The following is a 24,961-nucleotide window of genomic DNA, read 5'->3' on the forward strand; positions in this document are numbered from 1 at the left end:
GGATGGAACCGGGAAACCGTCCTGCGACGTTTCCCGGCGCCCAAACAAGCGACGCAGGGCAATCGTTTGAGCCGCTAAAGGCTGAACAAGCCCCTCTCCCCTCGCGGGAGAGGGGTTGGGGTGAGGGGGGAGAATCTTAGATTTCCAACGGCTTTCAGCCGTCTGCACCCCTCAACCCAACCCTTCTCCCGCAAGGGGAGAAGGGCTTTCTTCGGTGTCCAACCATTCAAGCGATTGTTATGAGGGCTGCGCCCTTACAGCGCCTGAACCGCCTTCAGCACGGCGGCGACATGGCCCGTCACCTTCACCTTGCGCCAGACGTTGCGGACGACGCCGTCCTTGTCGATCAGGTAGGTGGCGCGCTCCAGGCCCATGTATTTGCGGCCATACATGCTCTTTTCCACCCAAACGCCATAGGCGTCCGACACGCTGCCGTCAACGTCCGACGCCAGGGCGAAGGGCAGCTCATACTTCGCCTTGAACTTGTCGTGGCTGGCGACGCTGTCCTTCGACACGCCGATCACCACCGCGTCCACGGCGGAGAAATCCGGCAACTGGTCGCGGAAGCCGCAAGCTTCGGAGGTGCAGCCCGACGTGTCGTCCTTCGGGTAGAAATACAGCACCACCGGCTTGCCGCGCAGGGCCGACAGGGTGACGCTGCCGCCCCCGTCGGTCGGCATGGTGAAGTCCGGGGCGGTGGTTCCGACGTCAACGCTCATGGCAGTTTCTGGTCCTGTTGAGAGGCGGGCGGGGCGATGTGCGACGCCGGTTCCTCGACCAGGGCGACATAATGGCCATGGGCGCGGGCGGCGATGGAGCGGATTGTGGTGTCCAGTTCGCCGAAGTCAACCGCCGCCGGATTTTTGCCCGGATTCTGGACGGGGTCGCGGTCGGGGAAAACGGCGCGCGCCAGCCCGGCCAGCAGGGTGGGGGACACTTGGTCGGGATCAAGAACCCCGGCGGTGGTCAGGCGCAGGAATCCCTGCACCCGCCGCCACAGTCGCAGGGTCGCCTCCAACTCCGCCGCCACCTCGGGGGCCAGCGCGCGGGTGCGGGCGGCGTTGCGCAGGGCCTTGGCGGTGCCGATGTGCAGAATCTCGGGCCGGTCATGGCCGTGGCGCAGTTGCAGATATTGCGCGGTGAACTCGATGTCGATCAGGCCGCCGCGCGCGTATTTGACGTTCCAGGGATTCTTGGTCCCGAACTCCTTGTCGATCCGGCGGCGCATGTCGGCGACGTCCCAGAGAAGCTTGTCGGGATCGCGCGGCGCGGTCAGCACGGCGCGGATGGACGCGGCCACCCGCTCGGCCAGGGCCGGATCGCCGCCGATCACCCGCGCGCGGGTCAGGGCCATCTGCTCCCACGTCCAGGCGTCGGTCGCCTGATAGTTCAGGAAGGCGTCGAGCGCGGTGGCCAGCGGCCCGGCGTTGCCCGACGGGCGCAACCGCATGTCCACCTCGTACAGCCGCCCGTCGGCCATCGGCGCGGTGATGGCGTTGGTCAGGCGCTGGGTCAGCTTGATGTAATACTCGTTCGGCGACAGGGGTTTCGCCCCGTCCGACATCTTGGCCCCGCCCTGCACGTCGTAGATCACGATCAGGTCGATGTCGGACGTGATGGTCAATTGGCGGCTGCCCAGCTTGCCCATCGCCACCACCACCCAGGCCCCGCCGGGAATCCGGCCATGGCGGGCGGCGAACTCCGCCTCCACGCGGGCGGCCAGATCGGGAACGACGATGTCGGCGAGGTCGGCCAGGAAGGCGCCGCAGCGGTCGCCGTCGGTGATGCCGCGCAGGATGTGGGTTCCGGCGCGGAAGCGCTGGTCGTTGGTCCAGCGCCGCGACAGGGTCAGCGCGTCTTCAAAATCGCGGGCCGCGCCGATGACGCGGGCGTAATCGGCGGCCAGCCCGCTGTCCTTGCTGGGCAGCGGATCGAAGAAGTCGGGCGAGATCACCGCGTCGAGCAGCGAGGGGTTGCGCGACAGGGTGGCGGCCAGTTGCGGCGCGGTGCCCAGCACCTCGGCGGCCAACTCCATCAGCCAGGGGTTGGCGACGAAGAGCGAGAACAGGCCGACCCCGGCGGGCAGCTTTTCCAGAAGGCCGTCGAAATTCATCAACGCGGTGTCGGGGGCCGGGGTCTTGGCCAGCTCCGTCAGCAAGGTGGGTGTCAACTCGGTCAGCAGCTCGCGCGCGCGGGGCGAGCGGGTGGCGCGGTAGCGGCCCCGGTGCCAGGACGACACCACGGCGATGACCCGGCTGGCGTCGCCATAGCCCATGCCGGTCAGCGTCTCCACCGTGCCGGGGTCGTCGTCGGTGCCGGTGAAGACCAGATTGCCGGGGCCGGACAGCGACGGCGCTTCCTCGAACAATTCGGCGTAACGATCCTCGACCCGGCCCAGCCGGGCCAGCAGATCGGCGCGGAAACCGGCGGGATCGGCGTAGCCAAGGAATGTGGCGAGATGGGCGACGCCCGAATCCTCGACCGGGATGCGGTGGGTCTGGCGGTCGTCGATCATCTGGATGCGGTGTTCGACCCGGCGCAGGAAATTGTAAGCCTCCGCCAACTCGTCCACCGCCGTTTGCGGCACCCGCCCGATGTCGCACAGCGCCTGATTGGCGCGCAGGGTGGGGGCGACGCGCACGCGGGCGTCGCGCCCGCCAAAGATCAACTGCTGGGTCTGGGCAAAAAACTCGATCTCGCGGATGCCGCCGCGCCCGACCTTGATGTCGTGGCCGTTGACCGTCACCTCGCGGTGGCCCTTGTGGGCGTTGATTTGGCGCTTGATCGAATGGATGTCCTGGATCGCCGCGAAATCCAGATTGCGCCGCCAGATGAAGGGTTCGAGATAGCGCAGGAAATTCGCCCCGGCCTCAAAATCGCCCGCCACGACGCGGGCCTTGATCATCGCCGCCCGCTCCCAATTCTGACCGACGCTGGCGTAATAGACCTCCGCCGCCGAGACGGAGACGGCGAGCGGCGTCGCGCCCGGATCGGGGCGCAGCCGCAGATCGGTGCGGAAGACGTAGCCGTCCTTGGTGTGTTCATCCATAATGCGGACAAGATCCCGTGCGAGACGGATGAACGTCCGCGCGAGATTGTCCGGCTGGGGCGTCTTCACAACGGCGTCGTCGTACAGGACGATCAGGTCGATATCGCTGGAATAGTTGAGTTCGCGCCCGCCAAGTTTGCCCATGCCCAAAACGATCAGGCCCGAGCCAACCCATGGACGCTCCGCATCCGGCAGCGTCAACGTCCCCGCTTCCCCCGCCCGCCGCAGCAGATGCGCGGCGGCCAGCCGCACGGCTGTTTCGGCGGTTTCCGACAGCGCGCCCGTGACCTGCTCCAGCGTCCAGGCCCCGGTGATGTCGGCCAGCGCGATCAGCAGCGCCGCCCGCCGCTTGGCGATCCGCAGCGCGGCCATCAGCCGATCCATGGAACGTTCCTGCGCGTGCTCCGTTTCCAGAATCGTCATCAGCCGGTCGAAGGTGGGGGCGAATCCGTCCTCCACCACCCGACGGACAAAGGGCAATTCGCGTGACAGGTTGAGGCTGAGATACGGGCTGTTGCCGCACACGGCGTCGATCAACGCGCGGCCCGGCGCGGAGTCGGCGAAGCCCTCGGCCCAGCCCTTCAGGTCGGGATCGGCGGACGACGCGGCCTGTTGGCGCCATCGCTCCAACCCCAGGGCGGCTTGCGCCGGGTCGAAGGGCTGGGGGAAGGTCGCGGCGGCGAGCGTGGCGAAGGGCATGGTGGTCGGCTTTCCTGCACAAATCATGGGCAAAAACCTGCACGGCTTGGCGGGTTGCGTCAATTGGGCGTTTTCTCGCGCCGGGGCGTCGCGGGGCGCCGCCGTCATCTCTGCCGTCATCGCCGCTGGACGGTGGCCCGCGTGATAAGGCGGACCGCAAAGATTTTGGGGCTGACCGCCGCCGGGGCCGCCGTCGTCGTCGCGGCGGCGGTGGGGCTGTTCGTCTGGCGTCTGACGCAGGGACCCATCGCGCTCGACCCCTTCATTCCGATGGTCGAAGAGGCGCTGAGCGACCCCGACGGGCGCTTTGTCGCCCAGGTTGGCGAATTGGTGCTGTCTCTCGAAGCCGAGGACTCGGTGGGCGAGGTTGGGGCCGGGCCGCGACGGATTGATTTGCGGGCGCGCCGGGTGCGGGTGGTGAACGCCGATGGGGCGGAACTGGCCGCCGCGCCGGAGATGGGCATCGGCTTTTCCATTCCCGGGCTGTTTCTGGGCAAGCTGGCGCCGACGCGGCTCGATCTGGTCCGCCCGCGCATGACGGTGCTGCGGCGCGCCGACGGCAGTTTGGCGTTTGACGTGCGGTCGGCGCCCGCTCCCATCGATCCGGAAAAGCCTGACGTTCTGGAGGCGGAGCAGACCGATCCGATGCGGGAGTTGCTGGCCAGCCTGCGCGGCGCGCCGGATCTGAACCGCCCGATGGGGGCGTTGCGCCGCCTGTCGGTGACGGGGGCCGATCTGACCGTCGTCAACCGGATGCTGGGCCTGTCCTGGCACGCCAAGCGCGCCGACATCGTCCTGAACCGCGACGCGCGGGGGACGGAGGGCAAGGCGCGGCTGACGCTGGACGTTTCGCAACAGGACGGCGACCGCCCGGTGACGGTGGACGCCAGCGGCAGCTACCGCAACGGCGACGCCGCCACCGAACTGATCGTCGCGTTCGATGGGCTGAACCCGGCGTCGCTGGCGTCTTTCGGCCCGGCGCTGGCCCCCTTGGCGGCGGTGGAGGTCCCGGTGAGCGGGCGGACGGAGGCCAAACTCGACGACGGTTTCCGGCCAACCCGCATCGCCTTTGATCTGAAGGGCGGGGCGGGGCGCGTGACCGTCGCGCCGCTGCGCCCGCAGCCCTACGCCGTGGCGGGGATGAGCGCGCGTGGCTTGCTGGATCTGAGCGGGCGCGCGGTGACGCTCGACGCGCTGTCGCTGACGCTGGCGGGCGAGGACGCGCTCACCCTCGCCGCGCAAGGCGCGGTGACGGAGCGCGACGACACGCGAACCGGCAACGCCACGCTGACGCTGACGAGGCCCAACCCGGTCGGGCCAAGCCAGACGACGACAGTCTCGATCACCGGAACGCACGGTCCCGACCGCGTCCTGAACGCGGCCCTGGGCCTGACCAACCTGCGGCCCGACCGCTTGGCCGGTCTCGTCCCGGCGCTGGCCCCGCTCGCCGCCGCCGCGCTGCCGCTGTCGGGCGAGGCGGAGGTCGCGCTCGACCGCAATTTCGAGCCGCTGAGCGGGCGTCTGGCCATCACCGCCGGAGCGGGCGAGGTCCGCCGCGCCGACCTGTTCGACCGCCCCCTGCCGGTGGCCTCGGCGGAGTTGCGGCTGCACGGCGCGCGGGGCGCGGACAGCGGAGTCGAAAGCCGTTTGGAGATCGACCGTCTGGCGCTTGCCCTGGGCGACGCGGCGACCGGCCCGCGAATCGAGGGCAAGGCGAGCGTGAGCGAGCGCGGCGGCATCGCCTCGGTCAACACGTCGGTGACGGCGCGCGGCGTGCCGTTGGACGATCTGGCCCATTATTGGCCCAAGCCGGTCGGCGCCAACGCGCGCGAATGGGTGACGCAGAACGTCGCCGCCGGGGTGGTGACGGAGGCGACGGCGACCGCCGCGCTGACCGTGCCGCTGGCCAACCCAGGGGCGGCGGACCTGACGCAATTCGGCGCGGTTTTGCGCGGCGAGAACGCCAGCGTGCGCTATTTCCACCATCTGCCGCCCGCCACCGGCGCGGCGATGGAGGCGACGACCGACGGCAAAATTTTCAGCATTCAGACCAAGGGCGGGCGCGTCGGCGACATCGACGTTGGCGACGGCGTGGTGGTGATCGCCGGGTTGGAGACCGGCAAGGAGACGATGGACATCCGCATCCCGGTTTCTGGCCCGGTGCGCTCCATTCTCACCCTGCTCGACACCCCGCCGTTGGGTTATCCCAGCAAGCTGGAGTTGGATCCCAAACGCACGCAGGGAACCGCCGAGGCGCAGTTGCATTTCGCCTTTCCGCTGCTGGCCGATCTGACCTTTGACGATCTGAATTTGGACGTCGTCGGGCGGATGCGTGGCGTCGGGGTGGAGAAGGTCGCGGCGGGGATGAACGCGACGGACGGCGAGCTGTCGCTGGCGCTCGACCTCAAGGCGATGGCGATCAAGGGAACCACCAAGCTGGACGGAATTCCGGTCAACATTGATTGGAAGGAATCCTTCGAATCGCTCGGGCGCGGGCCGCGCACGCGCATCGCGGTGAAGGGCAACGTCGACGCCGCCGATTTGCGCAGCCACGGCATTGATTTGGAAGACCGGGTGTTGGGGCCGATGGGAGCCGACATCCTGTTCACCGTGGACCGCAACCACAAGCTGGCGCTGGGCGCCACGATGAATCTGGAAAAAACGCGGCTCTCCATCGCCGAACTGGGGTGGGAGAAGCCGCCGGGCCAGCCGGGAACCGGCAAGCTGACGTTGGAGTTCAACAAGGACCGGCCAACCCGGATCAGCGGCCTGACGGTGGACGCCGGGGGGCTGAAGGCGCAGGCGACTTTGGAGTTGGCCGACGGTGGCCGCCGGGTGGCGCGCGTGGTGGTTCCGTCGTTGAAGGTCGGGCAGACCGATCTGCGGGCCGACGTGACGGTGCGTCCGAAAAGCGGGACGACGCCGGTCGGTTACGCCGGAACCATCAGCGGCGAGAGCCTGGACGCGCGCAAGCTGATGGGCAAGGGCGAACCGGGCCAACCGCCGCCGCCGCCTGAACCGCCCGACACCAAGAAAACACCGCTGGATTTGGAGCTGAAGCTCAATTCGGTGGTGTTCGGCGACGGGCGGCGCTTGCGGCAGGTCGCCGGGACCGTGCGGCGCGACGCCGTCGCCTGGACCTTGCTGGACGTCACAGGGCGCAGCGGGCCGGGCCAAGGCGGCGCGGTGTCGTTGTCCTACAAGCCCGGCGCGAAGGGGCTGTTCGACGTGGCGATTCGGGCCGAGGATCTGGGCGCGGCGCTCAGCGCCATGGACATCAACGACCGCGTGCGCGGCGGGCGGCTGCGCGTCACCGGGCGGACGACCGAGCCGCGCGCCGATTCGCCGATCGAGGGGCAGGCCGAGATCCTCGACTACACCCTGATCGACGTGCCGGTTCTGGCGCGTTTGCTCAACGCCATTTCGCCCTCGGGCTTCGCCGAATTTCTCGAAGGCGGCAAGGGGGTGAATTTCGGGCGGATGTCGGCCAATTTCCGCAAACAAGGGCCAAAATTGAGTTTGGCCGATCTGCGCACCTCCGGTTCGGCCCTGGGGCTGACGCTGGAGGGGGACGTCGATCTTGATCGTGAAACCGCCAATCTGCGCGGCACCATCGTGCCGATCTATGGGCTGAATCGGTTGGTCGGGCAAATCCCGCTGCTGGGCGATCTGCTGAGCGGCGGCGAGGGGCAGGGGATTTTCTCCGCCACCTGGCGGGTGCGCGGGCGGCTGTCCGACCCCGACGTCAGCGTGAACCCGCTGGCCATTCTGGCGCCGGGCTTTCTGCGCAATCTGTTCTTCCTGGGTGAAGGCGGCCCGTCGATCCCGTCAAAGAGCGCGCCGTCCGAGCCGGAGCGGCCCGCGTCGGGGGGCCTGCACGAGCGGTGATGTCCCGCTGATGTCGAGGGTCAGACGCTCAGCACGTCGGCGCGCATGGAAAAGGCCGGGTTCGGGTAGACGTCCAGGAACAGGTTGATCCGGTCGTTGTCGCCCCGGTTTTCCACCGCGTGCTTGCGCCGGTTGTTGAAGTCATAGGCGTGGCCGCGCTTCATGGTGAAATCGCGGCTGCCGATGCGGTACGTCACCTTTGGGCTGTCGGTCAGGGCGATGTGGATCCGGTGGGCCTTGGTCGCCATCGGCTGGCCGTCGATGTGCGGGGTGATCTTCACCTTCGGGGCCAGCGACACCAGCGCCAGCCGCGTCACCACCGCCCGCCCGCAGCCCAACCGTTCCACCACCTGCTCAATCACCGGCGTCATCACGTCGCGCACGCCAACCCAATCGGGAAAGGCGTAGACGCGGCCCATGTCGGTGACGATGGCCTCGACCGGCAAAAAGGGAGCGAGCGGCAGGCCCTTGGCCCGCGCCCAGCGGGCGACGAGCTGCTCCATATAGGGAAAGCCCAGCGAATTGGCCTGGATGTCCCATTCGTGCCAATAGACGATGGCGCGGCTGGCCTCGTGGTTTTTCGCGGCCAGCGCCTCTTGCCGGAAGGTGTTGCGGTTCCACGCCGCGTCGTCCAGCCCGGCGACCAGCGCGGTCAGCCCCGACACGTCGATGGCGCCGAGATCGCGATAGGGGACGCCGATGTCCATGGCGGAACGCTCCTGCGGGTGTTGCGGCTTCGGCCTTCCTCCTACAACGGCGCGGGCGGCGGCGCGATGGGAATGTTGCCCGCGCCGATGGTTTCAGGACGCGCCGGTTATTTCGCGGGCGGCGGCGGCGGCGGCGGGGCCGGGTTGGCCGACAGGACGGCGCTGCGGTCGCGGCAGCGGTCCACCAGTTTCGGGCCGCAAGCCACGAATCCCAGATCCTTGTCCAGACAGATCCGCACCTCCGACACGTCGCGCTTGGAGCAGACCACCGCCACGCCTTCCGCTGTCAGGCCGGGGTTCGCCTCCAGAAACAGCCGCTCCACCTGCATGGCCGGAACGGTGGCGCCGGGGGTCTTCAACCCGTCGGGAACGGCGATTTTGGCGTGGGCGGCGCGCAGCTTGGCGAAATAATCCGTGGCGTTCAGGCCCGAACAGGTGCCGTGCTTGCTCCACTCATGCACCATCAGCCCGACGCTGGGCATCACCGGCATGGTCTGATCGACCACCGCCTTGGGCAGGCTCCGGTCGCGGGTGCAGGAGGCCGGATAGCCGCCGTCCTTGTTCTGCGGCCACAGCCCATGGACGACGAAGCCGAACTTGCGGTCGGCCCCGCATTGGTCGGGGTCGGGCGTTCCCTTGGCCCGCGCGCAATAGGTTGGCGACCAGGACAGGGTCAGCACGTAATAATCGAAGCTTCCCGGCTCGGCCCGCTTCTGCGCCCAGGACGGGCTGGCGGCGAACAGCGCGGCAACCAAAGCGGACATGAACAACGCGGCGTGTTTCCGCATGACGGCAGTTTCCCCAAGCAATGCGTCCAATCATTGCATAATCCACAACCGCGATGCGCGCCGCAAGGGCGCCGTCGGGGAAATTCATAGTGACCTGCGTTCGCCGTCTGCTGGAGCACGGGAAAGGCCGTTCTTTCGGGAAGGGCCTTTCTCGTCGCTAAAGTCAGGCGGATTTTGGGATGCGGGCAATCACCTTGATCTCGAAATCGAATCCCGCCAGCCAGTTTACGCCGACCGCAGTCCAGTTTGGATAGGGCGGATCACCGATCATCTCCTCACGCACGGCCATAACAGTCTCCATCTGATTGGCCGGGTCGGTGTGAAACGTTGTGACGTCCACCACGTCTTGCATCGAACAACCGGCGGCCTTGAGGACATTGTTGAGATTTTCAAAAGCAAGGCGCACTTGACCTTCGAAATCTGGATGAGGCGATCCGCCCTCTCGGCTGCCGACCTGACCGGATATGAACAGAAGGTCTCCAGACCGAATGGCTGCGGAATAGCGATGCATGTTGTAAAGAGCGTGTCGGCCTTCGTTGGCTGGAAAGACGGCTTCGCGTTGGGTCATTCATCAACTCCTAAGTCTGTTGCGAGCGTTGTGCGGGCACGACCGGCTCCGCAGGAGCCGGTCGGGTGGGACGACGCCAGCATGGATTGATCGGTCGCATGGTTTCAGGATGGGCGAGCAATGTTACATACGCCTCGTATGTGAACCTATCTCTCATACGGAGCGTATGTCAATGGGTGTGCGGCGCGTGCGCGCGCTGAAAGGAGACGAGCATGGCGGGTGAGCGACGCTCCAAAATGATGGAGGAAACGCGCGGAAAGCTGATTTCAGCGGCGCGTCACGTCTTTGCTGAAAAAGGCTACGCAGCCACCTCAATGGATGACCTGACGGCCATGGTGGGGCTGACGCGGGGCGCGCTGTATCATAATTTTGGCGACAAACGGGGGCTGTTGCTGGCCGTGGTCAATCAGATTGACGGAGAAATGGCGGCCCATGCGGCGGCGGTCGGCAGTCGAGCCGACAATGGCTGGGACGCGTTGATGGCGGAGGGCGTCGCCTATATCGAAATGGCGCTGAAGCCAGAGGTTCAACGCATCGTTTTGCTTGATGGTCCCGCCGTTCTTGGCGATCCGTCGCAGTGGCCGAGCCAGAGCAATTGCCTTCAGGCGACGGTGCGGAAGGTCGAAGACCTGATGGCGCAAGGAATCATCAAGCCAATCGACGCGGAGGCGGCGGCCCGTCTTTTGAGCGGAGCCGCCCTCAACGCCGCGCTCTGGATTGCAGCAAACGACCATCCGCAGGATGTGCTCAAAAAGGCCGTTGAAGCGTTTCGGTGCTTGGCGGAAGGAATGCTGGCGGTTCGGAACTGATGGACCATCTCCTATGGAGGTTGGTGCGACATCACCTGTTCGCATCAATGTCCGCGCGATCAATGAGGGCGAGGATGCGCTGTCGCCGGGTGGCCCGGCTGTGGCTATAGTGGGGGCATGTTCACCCTCTCCGCCCCGCTGCTGCTGCGCGCCTACGCCGCCGGGATTTTCCCAATGGCCGAAAGCGCCGACTCGAAAGAGCTTCACTGGTTCGACCCGGAGCGGCGCGGCGTTCTGCCGCTCGACCGCTTCCACGTCGCCCGCAGCCTGCGCAAGACGGTGCGGCGCGGCCTGTTCGAGATGCGCTTTGACAGCGCCTTCCGCACGGTGATGGAGTTGTGCGCCGAAACCACGGATGACCGTCCCAAGACCTGGATCAACGAGGACATCGTCCGGCTTTACACCGAACTGCACCAGGCCGGATTCGCCCACAGCGTGGAATGCTGGCTCGATGGGCGGCTGGTCGGCGGGTTGTATGGCGTGTCGATTGGCGCGGCCTATTTCGGCGAAAGCATGTTCAGCCGCGAGACCGACGCCAGCAAGGTGGCGCTGGTCCATCTGGTGGCGCGGCTGCGGGCGGCGGGCTTCACCTTGCTCGACACCCAATTCGTCACCGACCATCTCAGCCATTTCGGGGCGGAGGAAATCCCGCGCGCCGAGTATCACCGCCGCCTGAACGACGCGCTGGAGCGGACCACCCGCTTCGCCGCCGTCGATCAGGCCCAGGCGGTCGCCGCCCTGCTGGACGGCGCGCCGCTGTAACGCTGTTACGCCGCCGCCACGCCAGTTGGCGTGGATGGCGGCGGGTGGAAACGCCCGCCGGTCGTCGGCGTCGGCACGCCGGTGGTCGCCGGTTCGCTGAGCGGCAGACCCAGGCGGCTGCGCACCGCCAGATAGCCGAAGGCCTGCGCCTCCAGCGCGTCGCCGTCCCAGCCCACCGATTCGACCGCCGCCACCGGCGCGCCCAACCGTTCGGCCAGCATCGCCATCAGCGTGGCGTTGCGACGCCCGCCGCCGCACACCAGCCAACCGACCGGGGCGGCGGGCAGATACGGGACGATGCGGGCGACCGATTCGGCGGTGAAGGCGGTCAGCGTCGCCGCGCCATCGGCCAGCGCCAAACCGGCGACCGGGGCCGGGTCGAAGGCGTCACGGTCGAGCGATTTCGGCGTCGGCAGGCTGAAATAGGGGTGGGAGAGCAGGGCCGCCAGCGCCGCCGAATCCACCCGTCCCGCCGCCGCCAGCGCGCCGTCGGCGTCGAAACGCCCGCCGCCGTGGCGCAACACCCAATCGTCGATCAGCGCGTTGCCCGGCCCGGTGTCGCAGGCGACGACGGCGCCGTTCCCGTCTTCCCCAACCCAGGTCGGCCCAACCCAGGTGACGTTGGCGACGCCGCCGACGTTCAGCACCCCCAGCGGGCGCGGCAATCCGGTGGCGAGCGCGCGGTGGAACAGGGGGACCAGCGGCGCGCCCTGACCGCCCGCCGCCACGTCGGCGCTGCGGAAGTCGTTGACCACGGCGATGCCGGTGGACGCGGCCAGCCGCGCGCCATCGCCGATCTGCCAGGTCCGCCGCTGGTCGGGCGCGTGGTGGATGGTGTGGCCGTGAAAGCCGATCAGATCGACCGAGGCGGGGGCGACTCCGGCCTTGTCCAGCACATGGCGCACCGCATCGGCGTGGGCGTCGGTCAAGGCGCGCTCCACCTCCGCCACCGGCCCTTTGCCGCCCAGACAGCCGCGCAGAGCGGCGCGGAAATCATCCTCATAGGGGATGGTGACGAACGCCATCGGCTCCACCCGCGCGATCCCGTCGGTGCGCAGCAAGGCGGCGTCAACGCCGTCCATCGAGGTTCCGCTCATCAGCCCGATCACCGTGCGGATGGTCATGGGGTGCTCCGTCGATCAAAGGTGAGTGGTGGTTGAGTTCTGTTTTTTGACACCGATGAACACAGATAAACACAGATGAATTTTGATGTTTGATCGCATTCGGCGTATCTGAAGATTTTTGTCAAATGAAAACCAGAGCAATCAAATTCATCTTTTTAATCTGTGTTTATCTGTGTTCATCGGTGTCAAAAAAATCGTGAGTCCTTCCGCCGAGCGGCAAGGGGCGATCCACCCCCGCCGCCCGCGCCGATTGAGGCTGTGGACGTTCCATGGTAACAGACGCGACCATTTCTTTCCAACGACAGCCGGATTGCGGCCACCATGACGACGCCCCCCTCCTCGGATTTTCTGCGCACGCTGCAAGAGCGTGGCTTCATCCATCAATGCACCGACCTCGCCGCCTTGGACGAGCGGGCGCAAAAGGGGCCGATCGTCGCGTATATCGGCTTCGACTGCACGGCGGACAGCCTGCATGTCGGCAGCCTGCTGCCCATCATGATGCTGCGCTGGCTGCAAAAGACCGGGCACAAGCCCATCGTTCTGATGGGCGGCGGCACCACCCGCATCGGCGACCCGTCGGGCCGCGACGAGGCGCGTCAGTTGCTGACCGACGAGGTCATCGCCAGCAACATGGCGGGCATCAAGCGCATCTTTGGCCGTTACCTGACCTTCGGCGACGGCCCGACCGACGCGGTGATGGTCAACAACGCCGATTGGCTGGACGGCCTGAAATACATCGAGATGCTGCGCGACGTCGGTCGCCATTTCAGCATCAACCGCATGTTGAGCTTCGATTCGGTCAAGCTGCGGTTGGACCGCGAACAGTCGCTGACGCTTCTCGAATTCAACTACATGATTCTCCAGGCCTATGACTTCGTCGAGCTGAACCGGCGCTTGGGCTGCGCCTTGCAGATGGGCGGCTCCGACCAGTGGGGCAACATCATCAACGGCGTCGAGCTGGGCCGCCGCGCCGATGGGGCGGAGCTGTTCGGCCTGACCACGCCGCTGCTCACCACCTCCTCGGGCGCCAAGATGGGCAAGACGGCGGCGGGGGCGGTCTGGCTGACCGGCGACAAGCTCAGCAGCTATGATTTCTGGCAATATTGGCGCAACACCGAGGACGCCGACGTCGGCCGCTTCCTGCGCCTCTACACCGAACTGCCGTTGGACGAGGTCGCCCGGCTGGAAAGCCTGCCCGGCGCCGAGATCAACGAGGCCAAGAAGATCCTGGCCAACGCCGTCACCGCGCTGGCCCATGGCGAGGAGGCCGCGCGCGAAGCCGCCGAAACCGCCCGCCGGGCGTTTGAAGAGGGCGCCGCCGCCGAGGGGCTGCCGACCATCGAGATCGCCCGCAGCGATCTGGACGCCGGGATCGCCGTGGTCGACCTGCTGGTCTCCGCAGGTCTGGCGGCGTCGAAGGGCGAGGCCCGCCGTCTCATCAAGGGCAATGGAATCAAGCTGAATGACGTCGCGGTGTCCGACGAGGCCGCCAAGGCCAGCGCCGCCGACCTGAACGCCGACAGCGCGGTGAAGCTCAGCGCGGGCAAGAAGCGTCACGTTCTGGTCAAGCCGGTCTAAACCACACGCGTCGGCCTGCGCGGGGAGAGGGAAAACGCCCTTTCGCCCGCGCGGGCGCGCATGGCCGCCATGAGGGCGCGCGTCACCGCGCCCCATTGTTTCCGGCGCGGCCCTTCGCACTGTCATGTCCCGCCTTTCACGGTTTGGATGGATTGGGTATGACTCCGAGCACGGACGCCACCCCCTGCGCGGGGCTGTACACGTGGGGATCGCCCAACAACTCTACACCCGCGCCATCCCCTCAAGGCGCGGAGCTGCGGCCACGCCGATCTGATCGCATTTGGCCACCCCCGGATCTGGACGAGCGACTGCGACTCGACACTCCGTTGGCCGAGCCGGACGGCAAGACCTTCAATGGCGCGACGCGCGCGGCTAGACTGATTGCCCGATGCTGGACCCTGGCGCAGCGTAAGCGGAGGTGTCTGTTCCGGTGCGTTTGCAGACAATCGGTGTTCGAGCGGGTGCGCGGGTTCTTTCTCTGATCTGTCGGCTTGTGTTTGCGTCCGATTTCTACGCTTATCTGTGTCGTGATATGCGGGCGTTTAGGATCGTCAACTCTAGGGATGCATTGGAGAGGTTTGGATGAAGAAATTCTCACAGGAGCAAGCCAGCACGATACTCCAGAAATTACAGGCCATGATCGAGCACCATAAAGGGGATTTGCAACAAGTTTACGACTATTCAAATATGGCTCTGTCCTCCCAGCAAATCACTCAACTGGTTGAGCAAAGCTGTGTGATTGGTCGTCATTTCAATGCGGCGGTTCACTCCTTGAAAATGTTCCATGACTGGGGGGTGGATCCGAAACCGGAATGGATGGACCATTTTATCGACCAGCATTTTCAGACCCGCCATGTTCAGGCGACCTTGTGGATGGAGCGTGGTGTCTATGGTGTTCTGGCCCTGAAACGGGGGGGGCGCTTCCTGGAATTGTGCTGCGGTGACGGGTACAACGCCTTTCACTTCTACTCGCCCTTCGCGGAATCCGTGATCGCCGTCGATCTAGACGACAGCGCCCTTGCCCACGCGCGCAAGTACAACACGGCTGACAACATCTCCTTCGTCAAGGCCGACATCCGGACTGGGATGCCTGATGGCCAGTTCGACAACATCCTGTGGGATGCCGCTATCGAGCATTTCACCGAGGACGAGATCGCCGCGATCATGAACGGCATCAAGGCGAGACTGGGCGATGGTGGAATCCTGAGCGGCTACACTCTGCTCGAAATGGAGGATGGCAAGCATCTTGACCAGCATGAGCGCGAGTTCCGCTCCAAGAAAGATTTGGCCGACTTTCTGACGCCGCACTTTAAAAATGTCGTGGTTTTCGAAACCATCCATCCACAACGCCATAATCTGTACTTCTACGCGTCGGACGGCGTGGTGCCTTTCGATTCGGACTGGCCGCACATTCTGCGCATCAAGCGATGATCGACTGTTTGGCTGTCCTGGCGACTCGTTCCAGGACAGCCAGAAACCTGTCACGATGCCGTTCGGCTGTGTGCCGGTCAGGGTGGGGCTTTCCTGTCCGTTGGCGGCGAGGCGTCGGCGCCTCACGCAGACGGGCGAGATTGGCGGTCAGGCCGCTCCAGTCGTGCGGATGGTTTCGGGGATCGCGCAGACCTCGCTTGCGGCGACCGGAAGGCCGCTCCGCAGCGCTTCCGGGATCGCCAGATTGACCAGATCGTCGCGGGGGGCAGGACGGCGCGTCGCAATGCTGGAGATAGGCGGCAGCCTGGGTTTCGGGCTGGGACTCGGCGAAATGGATGCGCCCGGCATCCTTGACCGACAGCATGGGCCTGAAGTTGGGGTGGCGCGGCCCGATATAGACCAGATGCACGTGCGAGCCGTTCAGCCGTTGGGCAGCGCGTGATTTTTGGGGATCATGTCGATACCGAACTGTTGGTGTGCGTTGCAGCATCAACGGGGCGCCTGCGACAAATTAAAGAGAATCAGCCTTCTTTCTTTTGGCGGGCTTGACGGATGGTCGGAACCCTGTGACAAAGGATCTTCGGCACAATCTATGAGCTTGAAGACACATGTTCGACCGCCCGCCCCGCCAGGGCTTCCGCGCTCCCGAGATCACCAAGTCCAACGTCACCGCCACCGTGAAGTGGTTTAACCCCACCAAGGGGTTCGGCTTTGTGTCGCCTGAGGACGGTTCGCCCGACGCCTTCCTGCACGTCTCTGCGGTTCAGGCCGCTGGCTATGACGCGCTTGACGAAGGCACCACCATCTCCTGCGATCTGGCCCGTGGTCCCAAGGGACCGCAGGTCGCTTCCATCCACTCGGTTGACGCCTCCACGGCGCAAAGCTCCCCCCGTCCGCCGCGCGCTGGCGCGGGTGGCGGCGGCTTTGATCGTGGCGGTTATGACCGTGGCGGCTTCGACCGTGGCGGCTACGACGCCGGCGGCGGCGGCGAGGAAGTCAGCGGCACCGTGAAGTGGTTCAACGCCGACAAGGGCTTTGGCTTCATCACGCCGAGCACCGGCGGCAAGGACGTGTTCGTTCACGTCAACGTGCTGCGCCGCTCGGGCATGCAGACCCTTCAGGAAGGCGATCAGGTGCGCGTCACCGTTCGCCAGGGCCAGAAGGGTCCGGAAGCTGGCAAGGTCGAGTACCTCTAAGGTCTCGGCTCTGGGTTTAAGCCGAAGAGACCCTTCGTTCGTAAGAGCGGGCGTCTCTTTGGCGGACCAGCGTTAACCGGCGTTCGCGTCGGGTTAGGCGCACGGCGTCCCGAAAGGGTGCGCCGTGCGTTTTTGTCTCTGGGGTCGGCGGTGTTCAGCGTGGCGGGGCGCCGACCAGAGAGTTCTGCGCCCGACGCAGCCACCGGCTGATGGGTGAGTTCGATGCTGGATCTTTCGGTCGCTCTCTCTCCGGTCCAGCTCATTGGCTATCTCGGCACGCTGGGCGGCATGGTTTGGCCCCTGTTTCGCGGGCGGGTGAGCATTCTTCTGGCCCAGCTTACGCCGTCCTTCTGCTTCATGATTCATTTTTGGCTGTTGGGCGGATTGACCGCCGCCGCCCTGAATCTGCTGGCCATTCTGCAAGGGCTGGCGGCGATCCCGTTGGGGACGCGACCGAATTTCCGCATCGTCTATCTGATGATTCTGCCGGTCATCGCCGGGTTGATGGCGATGACCTGGACCGGCTGGCTGTCGCTGTTCGCCGCGTTGGCGATGACGCTGGTCAGCGTGGCGCGTTATCAAACCGGGGTGACGCGCTTTCGCCTGTTCATGGCGCTGGCCTTGCCCTGCTGGTTCACCCACAGTCTCCTCATCGGGTCGGTTCCGGGGATGCTGTCGGACGCGGTGGGGATGACGATCAATCTGTGGATGCTGGCCCGCAGTGGGGCGTTCCGCCCCTTTGGGAGTAAAGCGCTGACGCTGTCCAACCCCGACTCGGGATCATCCGGCCCATGAGCAAGACATGAGCGAAACGCCCAATCCATCCATCCGTCCGCTGCCGCCGCACAGTCTGTCGGCGCAGGACGTCGCGACGTTGCGGGCCATCCCGCTGTTCGCCAAGCTGTCGGATCGGGCGCTGGCGCTGTTGGTCGGGGTGGCGCAGGTGCGGGCGGTGACGCGGGGCGCGACGCTGTTCGTGCAGGACGAACCGGCGGACCGCTTTTTCGTCCTGCTCGACGGCTGGGTGAAGCTGTTCCGCCTGACCCGCGAGGGGGCGGAGGCTGTGGTTCACGTCATCGGTCCGGCGGAAAGCTTCGCCGAAGCGGCGATGTTCGCCGACGGAAAATTCCCGGTCTGCGCGGAGGCCGTGACCGACGGGCGGGTGATGACGCTGACCGCCGACGGCTTCGCCCGTTGCCTGCGTGAGGATGAGCGCATCGCCTTTGGCATGCTGGGGTCGTTGTCGCTTCGGCTGCGGGATCTGGTGACGCAGATTGAGCAGCTTCAGGTTCAACCGGCGCCCCAGCGGGTCGCCGCCTTTTTGCTGCGATTCTGCCCGGCAGGGGAGGGGGCGGCCAGCTTCGCCCTGCCGTTCGACAAGGCGCTGGTCGCCCGTCGTTTGGGGATGCAGCCGGAAACCTTCTCGCGCGCGCTGGCCAAGCTGCGGGCGGCGGGGGTGGACACCCAAGGCGGGGCGGTGACGGTGGCCGATCGCGGGGCGTTGCGGCGCTTTGTCGAGGCGACGGTCGATTAACCGGGTGTACGCGTTTTGTACCAGTCAGAGGTCGGTGAGCGATGGTTGACGGGGTGACGCCTGCGTGCGAGTTTGCACCCCTTCAACGGTGAGACGATGGCGGGGCGTCCGCTGTGTTTGGCTCCGCCGTCCGCTATTCAGGAAGTTTGAGGACGCGATGAGCGACACGACGACGACGGTGACGACGGCGCAGGATCCCGCCACGGATCTCGTGTCCTTCGCCGGGGACCGGCGTTTCGCCACCGTGATGGCGGACCCGCCTTGGCGCTTCGTCAACCGCACCGGCAAGATGGCCCCGGAGCACCGCCGCCTGTCCCGCTATGGCACCATGACCATCGAGGATATTTGCGCGCTGCCGGTCGCCGACATCGCCGCCCCCACCGCGCATCTTTATCTGTGGGTGCCCAACGCCCTGCTGCCCGAAGGCTTGCAGGTGATGAGCGCCTGGGGGTTCGAGTACAAGACGAACCTTGTCTGGCACAAGATCCGCAAGGATGGCGGGTCGGACGGGCGCGGCGTCGGGTTCTATTTTCGCAACGTCACCGAATTGATTTTGTTCGGCGTGCGCGGCAAGAACGCGCGGACCCTGCCGCCGGGCCGCACCCAGGTCAATTGCATCAGCACCCGCAAGCGCGAGCACAGCCGCAAGCCCGACGAACAGTATGAGTTGATCGAGGCGTGCAGCCCCGGCCCCTATCTGGAAATGTTCGCGCGCGGCGCCCGCCCCAACTGGGCGGTGTGGGGCAACCAGGCCGACGACAGCTATGAGCCGACCTGGAAGACCTACGCCTACAACTCCGCCGCCGACCGCGAAGCGGTCACGGAGTAAAGAACCCGCGAAGCGAAGGGGGCGGCGTTACAGCAGCCCGAACCCTTCCAAATCCCGCCGCAGGGCTTCCGCGCCCGCAAAATGATGCGCCGTCATGCCGACGGCGCGCGCGCTTTCGACATTGTCAGGATTGTCGTCGATGAACAGGCAATCCACCGCGTCGAGTCCGTAACGATCCAGCAAAATCCGGTATATTTTCGGATCCGGTTTGATAACCTTTTCAATCCCCGAAACGACGATTCCGTCAAAGCCGTTCAGGAAGTCGAAGCGCTTTTGCGACAGGGCGAACTTGTCGGCGGAAAAATTGGTGATGGCGTAGACCGGAACCCCGCGCGCCTTCAATTCGGCCAGAATCTCCGGCGTGCCGGGGATCGGGCCGGGGACCATCTGTTCCCATTGCTCGTCGTAGGAGCGGATCAGTTCGGCGCAATCCGGGTGCTCGGCGGTCAGTTGCGCCACCGCGTCGGCCCAGGGGCGCCCGCGATCCTGCTCCAGATTCCAGGCGGGGGAACAGACATTGTCGAGGAAATCCTCCATCAGATCCTCATACCCGTCGAACAGGTCGCGGTAGAGGTGGCGCGGATCCCATTCGATCAGCACCTGCCCGATGTCGAAGACGACGATCTTGGGAGGATTTTCCATTCCGGACATGGAATGATCCTTTTTAGCTCTTGCTGCGCGCGGTGGCGACCAGACGCTTCATCTCGTCCAGCTTGATCGCGCCGGGAACCAGATCACCGCCGAAGACGAAGCCCGGCGTGCCGTGGATGCCGAGATTTTCGGCCAGAGTCTGGTTGGCGGCGATCGCCGACAGGACCTCGCGGCTTTCCATGTCCTTTTTCAGACGGTCAGTGTCGAGGCCGACCGACTTGGCCAGACGCAGAATCACGTCCTCGTCGATCTGGCCGCGCTGGGCCATCAAGGCGTTGTGGAATTCCAGATATTTGCCCTGCGCGCGCGAGGCCAAGGCCGCCTTGGACGCGATGACCGACGCCGGGCCGAGGATCGGCAGCTCCTTGAAGACAAAGCGCAGCTTGCCGTCGTCCTTGATGAGCCGCTGGACGTCGGCCTGGACGGCCTTGCAATAGCCGCACTGGTAATCGAAGAACTCGACCACCGTCACGTCGCCCTGCGGGTTGCCCGCCACCGGGTCGGCGGCGTTGTGGGTCAGAGCCTGCTGGTTTTCGGCCAAAGCCTTCTTGGCTCGTTCCGCTTCCGCAACTTTTTCGCGCTGCTGGAGCGACTCGACGGCCTGGAGGATGACCTCCGGGTTCTTCATCAGATAGTCCCGGATCACGGTCTCGATGGCGGCGCGCTGGGCGTCGTCCATCGCCGCCGACTGGGCCTGCGCCGTCGCCGACGTCAGGGCCGTGGTGGTCAGGGCCAAAGCGGCGACGGGCAGCGCGAGAAGGGCGGAACGGAACAGCGACGGCATGGTGGGCGGTCTCCGAAGACGACGAAAGCCGCCCACACTGTACCGACACTTGCAGCGGAACAAGCGCAATCAGCGGGCGCGCAACAACTCCCCAACCTTCAGCAGGGCGATTTCGTCGCCGTCGGCCTTGCCGATGGTCCGGCCGGTCGAATAGGGCAGGTTGTTGTCGTTCACCACGACGATGTGCTCGGCGTCCACGATCCCGACGCCCTCCGGCCCCAGATGGGGCATGACGAAACGGTCGGACGACTCACCGATCCGCGCCTTGTGGTCGGGGTCGGCGATGTCGGTCAAATCGATGTAGCCGATCTTGCGGACGAAGCCGTCGGCGTCGGCGCCGGCGATGTCGATCTTGTAGATCCGCTTGAAATTGGCCGGGGCGTTGAAGCAATCGGGCTTTATCTCGCCCTTGCAGGCCTGGGACTTCGCGCCTTCGGTGGTGTCGTCGCGCTCAATCACCAAGGCGCTGCCCGCGTCGATCATCGCCAGGTCGGCGACGACGTTGGCGTTGTCCTCCAGCAGATATTTCCACGAGCGCCCGGTGTAGGCGCGCTTTTCGACGTCGAACTCCAGAACGCGGGTGTAGAGGCGCCCGTCCTTGTTCTCAAAGCCCTTGGCCTCGGCGTTCCACAGCGGGCCTTCCAGTGCCGGATACAGGGTCTGGCCGTCGGGCGACACGCCCATCGGCTCGAACCCGCGCGAACGGCGAACCTCGAAGGATACCGTGCCGGGGATGTTGGGTAGCCCGCCGTTGCGGTAATGGTCGGGCGAGCGGGCGGGCTTGCCGTCCACCAGCGTCTCATGCGCCGCCAGCACCACGCCGTCGCGGTCCAGCTCCAGAATGTAAGGGCCGAACTCGTCGCCGATGAACAGGCGGTCGTTCTGGACCACCAATGATTCCGGATCGAAATCGGCGCCGGTCAGATAGCGGCTGGTCGTGTTCTCGTTGACGATGGCGAAGGGAACTTTCTTGTTCGGGTCGCGCAGGAACAGCGTGTTTTCGCGGTTCAGCGCGCCGGTCGCCCAATCGGCCTTCACGCGATGGACCATCAGCAGCGCGTCCACCGAATTGACCTTCGAGCCGAACCCATTGTCGGTCAGCGTCAGGAAAACATCCTTGCCCTGCGGCACGACGGCGGAAAAGCCCTGGACCGCTTGTCCGGCGACCGGCAAGCCAATCTCAGTCTGGCGCGGGGCCTTCGGATCGGCGGCGAAGGAGGTGGCGATCAGGCTGCCGACCGCCTCGACCCGCTTGCGATCCGGGGCGGTGAATTTCCCGGCGGTGGCGAACAGCGGCCCGGCGTCCGCCGGGGCTTGAACCAGCGTCGTGGCGGACAAAGCGGCGTGACCGGCCAGCGTGGCGGGAAAACGGGTGGCGTCGTCCGCGCAAGCGGGGGCCGCCGACAGAAGGGCGAGAACCGCCGTGGCGCACAGAGCGTCACGCAGGTGACGGTGGGTGAGCATGGGACAGGCTTTCCGCAAGAGGAAGGGCACATCCGGCCGTACGGATGATCGTTCCTGGCGGAATAGCAACTGTGAGTGACGGGCGTTGGTCGGTTGGATGACCGTTGCGTGACGTGTGGGCGCCGAAGGATTTTGACACCGATGGACACAGACAAACACAGATGAAGAATGATGACAGTCATTCGACCGGCGGCGCGCCGGAGAAAACATCATCAATTATCATTCATCTGTGTCTCTTTTTATCTGTGTCCATCTGTGTTCATCGGTGTCACTCCATAAACTCAGCACGACATCCCGTCATCCAAGACTCCCAACGCGATCCACCCCTCACTTCGGCTTGTCCAAAGCCCCCGTCTGCCCTCGGATGTCCTGCGCGCGCAGCCAGCCGGGCGACCCGGCGGGCAGGAGTTTCTCGGCGCGTTCGGCCTGCGCCTTGGCCATCGGCAGATCGCCGCGCGCCAGCGCTTCTTCCGCCGTCGAGTAAGCCAGCATGCCGGGGTTGTTCTTCATGCTCCAGGCTTGCGCCGTCAAACGCCAGAGGAAGGCCGATTGGGCTTGTGACTTTGAGGCGATTTGCAGGTTTTTCAGCGCCTCGTCGGCCAGCTTCGGATCATGCTGCTCCAACAGGGCGTGGGCCAGCGAGACGCGGATCACGCCCGCTTCGGTCCCGGCCAACTCCACCGCCTTGCGGTAGGGGGCGACCGCGTCAACGGCGCGCCCGGTTTGCAGCATCAGATCGCCCTTCATCTCGTGCAGATAGGGGTTCTTCGGCTCCTCGGCGATCAGCCCATCGACCAGCGGCGCGGCCTGCTTCACGTCGCCCTGGCGGAAATAGGCGTAGGCGCGGCCATAGCGGGCGACCGGGCTGCGGTCGTCGGCCTTGTAACGGCGCAGCGCGCCCAGCGGGTCGAGATAGGCCGACAGCTTGGCCTGGATGCGGCGGAAATCCTCGTTCACGCTGGCCGGGGTGGGGATTTTGGTGAAGCGGGATTTTTCGATGAAGTTGCGCACCGCCTCGATGCGTTCGCGGGTCAACGGGTGGGTCAGGCGGTATCCGGCGTCGCGGTCGTTCAGCAGCGGTTCGCCGACCCCCAGCTTTTCCAGGAAGGTCAGCATGCCCTGGGCCGACAGGCCCGCATGCTCCATGTAAGACAGTCCGGCCTGATCGGCGGACGCCTCCTGCGTGCGGGAGAAGGCCATGAGATTTCGCTCGGCCAGATGTTGGCCCAGCATGACTCCGGCGATTCCGGCGTTGCTGTTGCGCGCGGCGACGCCCGCCGCGATGCCCAGACCCATGCCGACCAGCGAGGAGAGAAAGGCGTTCGCCATCGCGTCGGTCCCGCGCACCAGATGCCCGCCGGAGATGTGGCCGGTTTCATGGGCGATGACGCCCAGCAATTGGCCGACATCGTCGATGCTCAGCAACAGGCCGGTGTGCAGGAAGATGTTCTGCCCCCGGCGACGAAGGCGTTCAGGGTCGAATCATTGATCAACAGAATGGTCACGGCGTCCGGGTCGATGCCCGCCGCCTGGAAGATTGGCCGGGCCATCTTGCGGATGATATGGTCCGTCTCGGCGTCGCTGAGAATTTGCATCTCCGGCCGACGCTGCGCCTGGGCCGGTGGCGCTCCCCCCACCAGCGACACGACCAACACGGACATGATGGCGACGACCGAAACCAGCCTGCTGGGCTTGCGCACCGTGACGACCTCCGGCTCTTGTGAACGGACACCCGCGCGACGGCGCCCGGCGTCCTCCCTGCGAATGTGGCGACGCGCGAGCGCGCTTGCCATAGCTGCAACACTGCTGACGGGCTGCGTCAACACCAAGTTCAAGACCGACGCTCTGGTGCAAAGTTTTGTCATCGCCGACGAACCGCGCGCCGCCGCCATCGGGCGCGACGTTCTGAACCAGGGCGGACGGTCGGGCGACGCCGCCGTCGCCATGGCCTTGGCGATGAGCGCCAGCCTGCCGTCGCGGGTCGGGTTGGCGGGCGGCGGCGTCTGCGTGCTGTTCGACGCCACGAAGAAAGAGGCCCGCACGGTCGATTTCCTGCCGCGTCCGGCGGGCGCTGGCGGGGCGGCGATGCCGACCATGCTGCGCGGCCTTTACGCGGTGCAGGCGCTGGCGGGCGTCCAGCGTTGGGAGCAGGTGATCGCCCCGGCGGAGCAGTTGGCGCAATTCTCGCCGGGCGTCAGCCGGGCCTTCACGCAGGATCTTGCGGCCTTCGGCAACCGTCTGGCTCCCGATTCGGAGATCCGCAAGCATTTCCTGGCCGGGGGCGCGGTTCCGGCGGTCGGCGCGCTGGTCAGCCAGCCGGAGCTGTCGGCCACCCTGTCGATCCTACGGCGCAACGGCGTCGGCGCCTTCTACAACGGCCCGCTGGCGACAACCGTGGCGCAGGGGTTGGGCGTCGATCCGGCGGCCCTGCGCGCCTATCAGCCGCGCGTGACCGGCGTCCGTTCGGTCTCGTTGGGGTTGGTGTCGCTGCATCTGCCCGACACCGATCTGCCCGAGTCGGGCGCGGCTCTGGTCCAGGCGTGGAACGCGGCGGCGGATCTGCCGCCCGCCCAACGCGCCGCTCGGGTCGCCTCGGCCCTTGGCGCCACCGGGCAGGGGGCGACCGCCGCCGGGGCGGGGTTGATGGTGATCGACCGGGATGAGAATGGCGTGGCCTGCGCGCTGACGCAGGGCGCGCCCTTCGGCGCCGGGCGCAGCATCGCCGGAACCGGCGTTCTGGCCGCCCAGGGGGTGAACAGCGGCGGCTTCGGCACGCCCGCCCTGGTGGCGAACGCCATCGTCGGGCGCACCCTGTTCGCCGGGGTCGGCACGGCCAACGGCGACGACGGCCCGGCGGCGGGGCCAGCGGCCTTGCTGACGGCGGCTTTGCCCGCCGCGCTGGACGGCGCGCAGGGCGACGCGATCCTCGCCAACCGTCCGGCGAGCGCGCCGGGGCGGGTCAATCTGGTGGCCTGTCAGGTCTCGGTTGAAAACGGCATCCGCTATTGCCAATCCGGCACGGATCCGCGCGGCAACGGCCTGGCCGTGGTCGTTGAATCCGTGCGCGAGCGTTGATCGGGCTTTTGCAGAGACGAATGAG

At 66.1% G+C, this 24,961-nt stretch carries 22 protein-coding genes; 10 read left to right on the forward strand and 12 right to left on the reverse strand.

Annotation, left to right across the window (positions count from 1 at the left end; translation table 11 throughout):
• Positions 1 to 254: 254 nt before the first annotated feature.
• Together bcp and D3877_RS17880 are read right to left on the reverse strand one after the other, a co-directional pair.
• Positions 255 to 719, reverse strand: coding sequence for a thioredoxin-dependent thiol peroxidase (gene bcp, locus D3877_RS17875; RefSeq protein ID WP_119832042.1), 465 nt, complete (start codon positions 717 to 719; stop codon positions 255 to 257).
• Positions 716 to 3,775, reverse strand: coding sequence for a bifunctional [glutamine synthetase] adenylyltransferase/[glutamine synthetase]-adenylyl-L-tyrosine phosphorylase (locus D3877_RS17880; protein ID WP_238474944.1), 3,060 nt, complete (start codon positions 3,773 to 3,775; stop codon positions 716 to 718). The genes bcp and D3877_RS17880 overlap by 4 nt, the downstream gene beginning before the upstream one ends.
• A 114-nt stretch (positions 3,776 to 3,889) precedes the next feature.
• Between D3877_RS17880 and D3877_RS17885 the strand changes: the two genes are divergently transcribed.
• Positions 3,890 to 7,636: a YhdP family protein gene (locus D3877_RS17885; protein WP_119832533.1), complete on the forward strand. Its 3,747-nt coding sequence runs from the start codon at positions 3,890 to 3,892 to the stop codon at positions 7,634 to 7,636.
• Between the two features lie 20 nt (positions 7,637 to 7,656).
• Here D3877_RS17885 and D3877_RS17890 read toward each other — a convergent pair whose 3' ends face one another.
• From D3877_RS17890 to D3877_RS17900, 3 genes are all read right to left on the reverse strand, one after another.
• Positions 7,657 to 8,343 carry an aspartyl/asparaginyl beta-hydroxylase domain-containing protein gene (locus tag D3877_RS17890; RefSeq protein ID WP_119832044.1) on the reverse strand — a complete coding sequence of 229 codons (687 nt, stop codon included), beginning with the start codon at positions 8,341 to 8,343 and terminating at the stop codon, positions 7,657 to 7,659.
• 107 nt (positions 8,344 to 8,450) lie between these two features.
• The gene (locus D3877_RS17895) at positions 8,451 to 9,131 is read right to left on the reverse strand and encodes a ribonuclease T2 family protein (RefSeq protein ID WP_119832045.1); all 681 of its coding nucleotides are present in this window, start codon (positions 9,129 to 9,131) and stop codon (positions 8,451 to 8,453) included.
• A 163-nt stretch (positions 9,132 to 9,294) separates the two neighbouring features.
• On the reverse strand, positions 9,295 to 9,699 hold the full coding sequence (locus D3877_RS17900) for a RidA family protein (protein WP_119832046.1): 405 nt from the start codon (positions 9,697 to 9,699) through the stop codon (positions 9,295 to 9,297).
• Between the two features lie 212 nt (positions 9,700 to 9,911).
• Here D3877_RS17900 and D3877_RS17905 point away from each other — a divergent pair, with 212 nt between their 5' ends.
• Both D3877_RS17905 and aat read left to right on the forward strand, forming a co-directional pair.
• Entirely contained in the window at positions 9,912 to 10,508 is a 597-nt protein-coding gene (locus D3877_RS17905; protein WP_119832047.1) for a TetR/AcrR family transcriptional regulator, read from the forward strand.
• Between the two features lie 117 nt (positions 10,509 to 10,625).
• Entirely contained in the window at positions 10,626 to 11,270 is a 645-nt protein-coding gene (aat, locus tag D3877_RS17910; RefSeq protein WP_119832048.1) for a leucyl/phenylalanyl-tRNA--protein transferase, read from the forward strand.
• 5 nt (positions 11,271 to 11,275) lie between these two features.
• Here the strand turns inward: aat and D3877_RS17915 are convergent, their stop codons facing one another.
• Positions 11,276 to 12,394, reverse strand: a complete 1,119-nt coding sequence (locus tag D3877_RS17915; protein WP_119832049.1) for an anhydro-N-acetylmuramic acid kinase — start codon at positions 12,392 to 12,394, stop codon at positions 11,276 to 11,278.
• A gap of 321 nt (positions 12,395 to 12,715) precedes the next feature.
• On the opposite strand from D3877_RS17915, the gene tyrS reads away from it, so the two are divergent.
• Both tyrS and D3877_RS17925 read left to right on the forward strand, forming a co-directional pair.
• A complete protein-coding gene (gene tyrS, locus D3877_RS17920; protein ID WP_119832050.1) occupies positions 12,716 to 13,972 on the forward strand; it encodes a tyrosine--tRNA ligase in 1,257 nt (418 codons plus the stop codon).
• A 582-nt stretch (positions 13,973 to 14,554) separates the two neighbouring features.
• Positions 14,555 to 15,403 carry a class I SAM-dependent methyltransferase gene (locus D3877_RS17925; protein ID WP_119832051.1) on the forward strand — a complete coding sequence of 283 codons (849 nt, stop codon included), beginning with the start codon at positions 14,555 to 14,557 and terminating at the stop codon, positions 15,401 to 15,403.
• Here the strand turns inward: D3877_RS17925 and D3877_RS29505 are convergent.
• Positions 15,393 to 15,893 carry a hypothetical protein gene (locus D3877_RS29505; protein WP_147395226.1) on the reverse strand — a complete coding sequence of 167 codons (501 nt, stop codon included), beginning with the start codon at positions 15,891 to 15,893 and terminating at the stop codon, positions 15,393 to 15,395. The genes D3877_RS17925 and D3877_RS29505 overlap by 11 nt on opposite strands.
• A gap of 118 nt (positions 15,894 to 16,011) precedes the next feature.
• Here D3877_RS29505 and D3877_RS30865 point away from each other — a divergent pair, with 118 nt between their 5' ends.
• From D3877_RS30865 to D3877_RS17950, 4 genes are all read left to right on the forward strand, one after another.
• A complete protein-coding gene (locus tag D3877_RS30865) occupies positions 16,012 to 16,599 on the forward strand; it encodes a cold-shock protein (protein WP_119832053.1) in 588 nt (195 codons plus the stop codon).
• Between the two features lie 222 nt (positions 16,600 to 16,821).
• Entirely contained in the window at positions 16,822 to 17,394 is a 573-nt protein-coding gene (locus tag D3877_RS17940; protein ID WP_119832054.1) for a YgjV family protein, read from the forward strand.
• 7 nt (positions 17,395 to 17,401) lie between these two features.
• Positions 17,402 to 18,133 (forward strand): Crp/Fnr family transcriptional regulator, encoded by a 732-nt coding sequence (locus D3877_RS17945; RefSeq protein WP_119832055.1) that lies wholly within the window; start codon positions 17,402 to 17,404, stop codon positions 18,131 to 18,133.
• Between the two features lie 157 nt (positions 18,134 to 18,290).
• Complete coding sequence (locus D3877_RS17950; protein WP_119832056.1) at positions 18,291 to 18,962, forward strand: MT-A70 family methyltransferase; 672 nt, start codon at positions 18,291 to 18,293, stop codon at positions 18,960 to 18,962.
• Positions 18,963 to 18,989: 27 nt separating this feature from the next.
• On the opposite strand, the gene D3877_RS17955 is transcribed toward D3877_RS17950, so the two are convergent.
• From D3877_RS17955 to D3877_RS30620, 5 genes are all read right to left on the reverse strand, one after another.
• The gene (locus D3877_RS17955; protein WP_238474945.1) at positions 18,990 to 19,613 is read right to left on the reverse strand and encodes an HAD family hydrolase; all 624 of its coding nucleotides are present in this window, start codon (positions 19,611 to 19,613) and stop codon (positions 18,990 to 18,992) included.
• A 13-nt stretch (positions 19,614 to 19,626) separates the two neighbouring features.
• Positions 19,627 to 20,397, reverse strand: coding sequence for a DsbA family protein (locus tag D3877_RS17960; protein WP_119832058.1), 771 nt, complete (start codon positions 20,395 to 20,397; stop codon positions 19,627 to 19,629).
• A 69-nt stretch (positions 20,398 to 20,466) separates the two neighbouring features.
• Positions 20,467 to 21,861 carry an esterase-like activity of phytase family protein gene (locus tag D3877_RS17965; RefSeq protein ID WP_119832059.1) on the reverse strand — a complete coding sequence of 465 codons (1,395 nt, stop codon included), beginning with the start codon at positions 21,859 to 21,861 and terminating at the stop codon, positions 20,467 to 20,469.
• 327 nt (positions 21,862 to 22,188) lie between these two features.
• Positions 22,189 to 23,286, reverse strand: a complete 1,098-nt coding sequence (locus tag D3877_RS17970) for a M48 family metalloprotease (protein ID WP_238474946.1) — start codon at positions 23,284 to 23,286, stop codon at positions 22,189 to 22,191.
• The gene (locus D3877_RS30620; protein ID WP_238474947.1) at positions 23,280 to 23,522 is read right to left on the reverse strand and encodes a hypothetical protein; all 243 of its coding nucleotides are present in this window, start codon (positions 23,520 to 23,522) and stop codon (positions 23,280 to 23,282) included. Before D3877_RS30620 ends, D3877_RS17970 begins: the two co-directional genes overlap by 7 nt.
• Here D3877_RS30620 and D3877_RS17975 point away from each other — a divergent pair.
• A complete protein-coding gene (locus tag D3877_RS17975) occupies positions 23,521 to 24,936 on the forward strand; it encodes a gamma-glutamyltransferase (protein WP_238474948.1) in 1,416 nt (471 codons plus the stop codon). The genes D3877_RS30620 and D3877_RS17975 overlap by 2 nt on opposite strands.
• The last annotated feature ends 25 nt before the right edge of the window (positions 24,937 to 24,961 follow it).

This window comes from Azospirillum cavernae (assembly GCF_003590795.1).
In the GTDB taxonomy this organism is placed as follows: domain Bacteria; phylum Pseudomonadota; class Alphaproteobacteria; order Azospirillales; family Azospirillaceae; genus Azospirillum; species Azospirillum cavernae.

Coding starts and splice junctions, on each gene's coding strand:
- tyrS (WP_119832050.1), top strand. CDS start 12,716: ATGACGACGCCCCCCTCCTCGGATTTTCTGCGCACGCTGCAAGAGCGT.
- D3877_RS17965 (WP_119832059.1), bottom strand. CDS start 21,861: ATGCTCACCCACCGTCACCTGCGTGACGCTCTGTGCGCCACGGCGGTT.
- D3877_RS17905 (WP_119832047.1), top strand. CDS start 9,912: ATGGCGGGTGAGCGACGCTCCAAAATGATGGAGGAAACGCGCGGAAAG.
- D3877_RS17960 (WP_119832058.1), bottom strand. CDS start 20,397: ATGCCGTCGCTGTTCCGTTCCGCCCTTCTCGCGCTGCCCGTCGCCGCT.
- D3877_RS17925 (WP_119832051.1), top strand. CDS start 14,555: ATGAAGAAATTCTCACAGGAGCAAGCCAGCACGATACTCCAGAAATTA.
- D3877_RS30865 (WP_119832053.1), top strand. CDS start 16,012: ATGTTCGACCGCCCGCCCCGCCAGGGCTTCCGCGCTCCCGAGATCACC.
- D3877_RS17940 (WP_119832054.1), top strand. CDS start 16,822: ATGCTGGATCTTTCGGTCGCTCTCTCTCCGGTCCAGCTCATTGGCTAT.
- D3877_RS17880 (WP_238474944.1), bottom strand. CDS start 3,775: ATGATTTGTGCAGGAAAGCCGACCACCATGCCCTTCGCCACGCTCGCC.
- D3877_RS17945 (WP_119832055.1), top strand. CDS start 17,402: ATGAGCGAAACGCCCAATCCATCCATCCGTCCGCTGCCGCCGCACAGT.
- D3877_RS17895 (WP_119832045.1), bottom strand. CDS start 9,131: ATGCGGAAACACGCCGCGTTGTTCATGTCCGCTTTGGTTGCCGCGCTG.
- aat (WP_119832048.1), top strand. CDS start 10,626: ATGTTCACCCTCTCCGCCCCGCTGCTGCTGCGCGCCTACGCCGCCGGG.
- D3877_RS17975 (WP_238474948.1), top strand. CDS start 23,521: ATGATGGCGACGACCGAAACCAGCCTGCTGGGCTTGCGCACCGTGACG.
- D3877_RS17900 (WP_119832046.1), bottom strand. CDS start 9,699: ATGACCCAACGCGAAGCCGTCTTTCCAGCCAACGAAGGCCGACACGCT.
- D3877_RS17955 (WP_238474945.1), bottom strand. CDS start 19,613: ATGTCCGGAATGGAAAATCCTCCCAAGATCGTCGTCTTCGACATCGGG.
- bcp (WP_119832042.1), bottom strand. CDS start 719: ATGAGCGTTGACGTCGGAACCACCGCCCCGGACTTCACCATGCCGACC.
- D3877_RS30620 (WP_238474947.1), bottom strand. CDS start 23,522: ATGTCCGTGTTGGTCGTGTCGCTGGTGGGGGGAGCGCCACCGGCCCAG.
- D3877_RS17915 (WP_119832049.1), bottom strand. CDS start 12,394: ATGACCATCCGCACGGTGATCGGGCTGATGAGCGGAACCTCGATGGAC.
- D3877_RS17950 (WP_119832056.1), top strand. CDS start 18,291: ATGAGCGACACGACGACGACGGTGACGACGGCGCAGGATCCCGCCACG.
- D3877_RS29505 (WP_147395226.1), bottom strand. CDS start 15,893: ATGCTGCAACGCACACCAACAGTTCGGTATCGACATGATCCCCAAAAA.
- D3877_RS17890 (WP_119832044.1), bottom strand. CDS start 8,343: ATGGACATCGGCGTCCCCTATCGCGATCTCGGCGCCATCGACGTGTCG.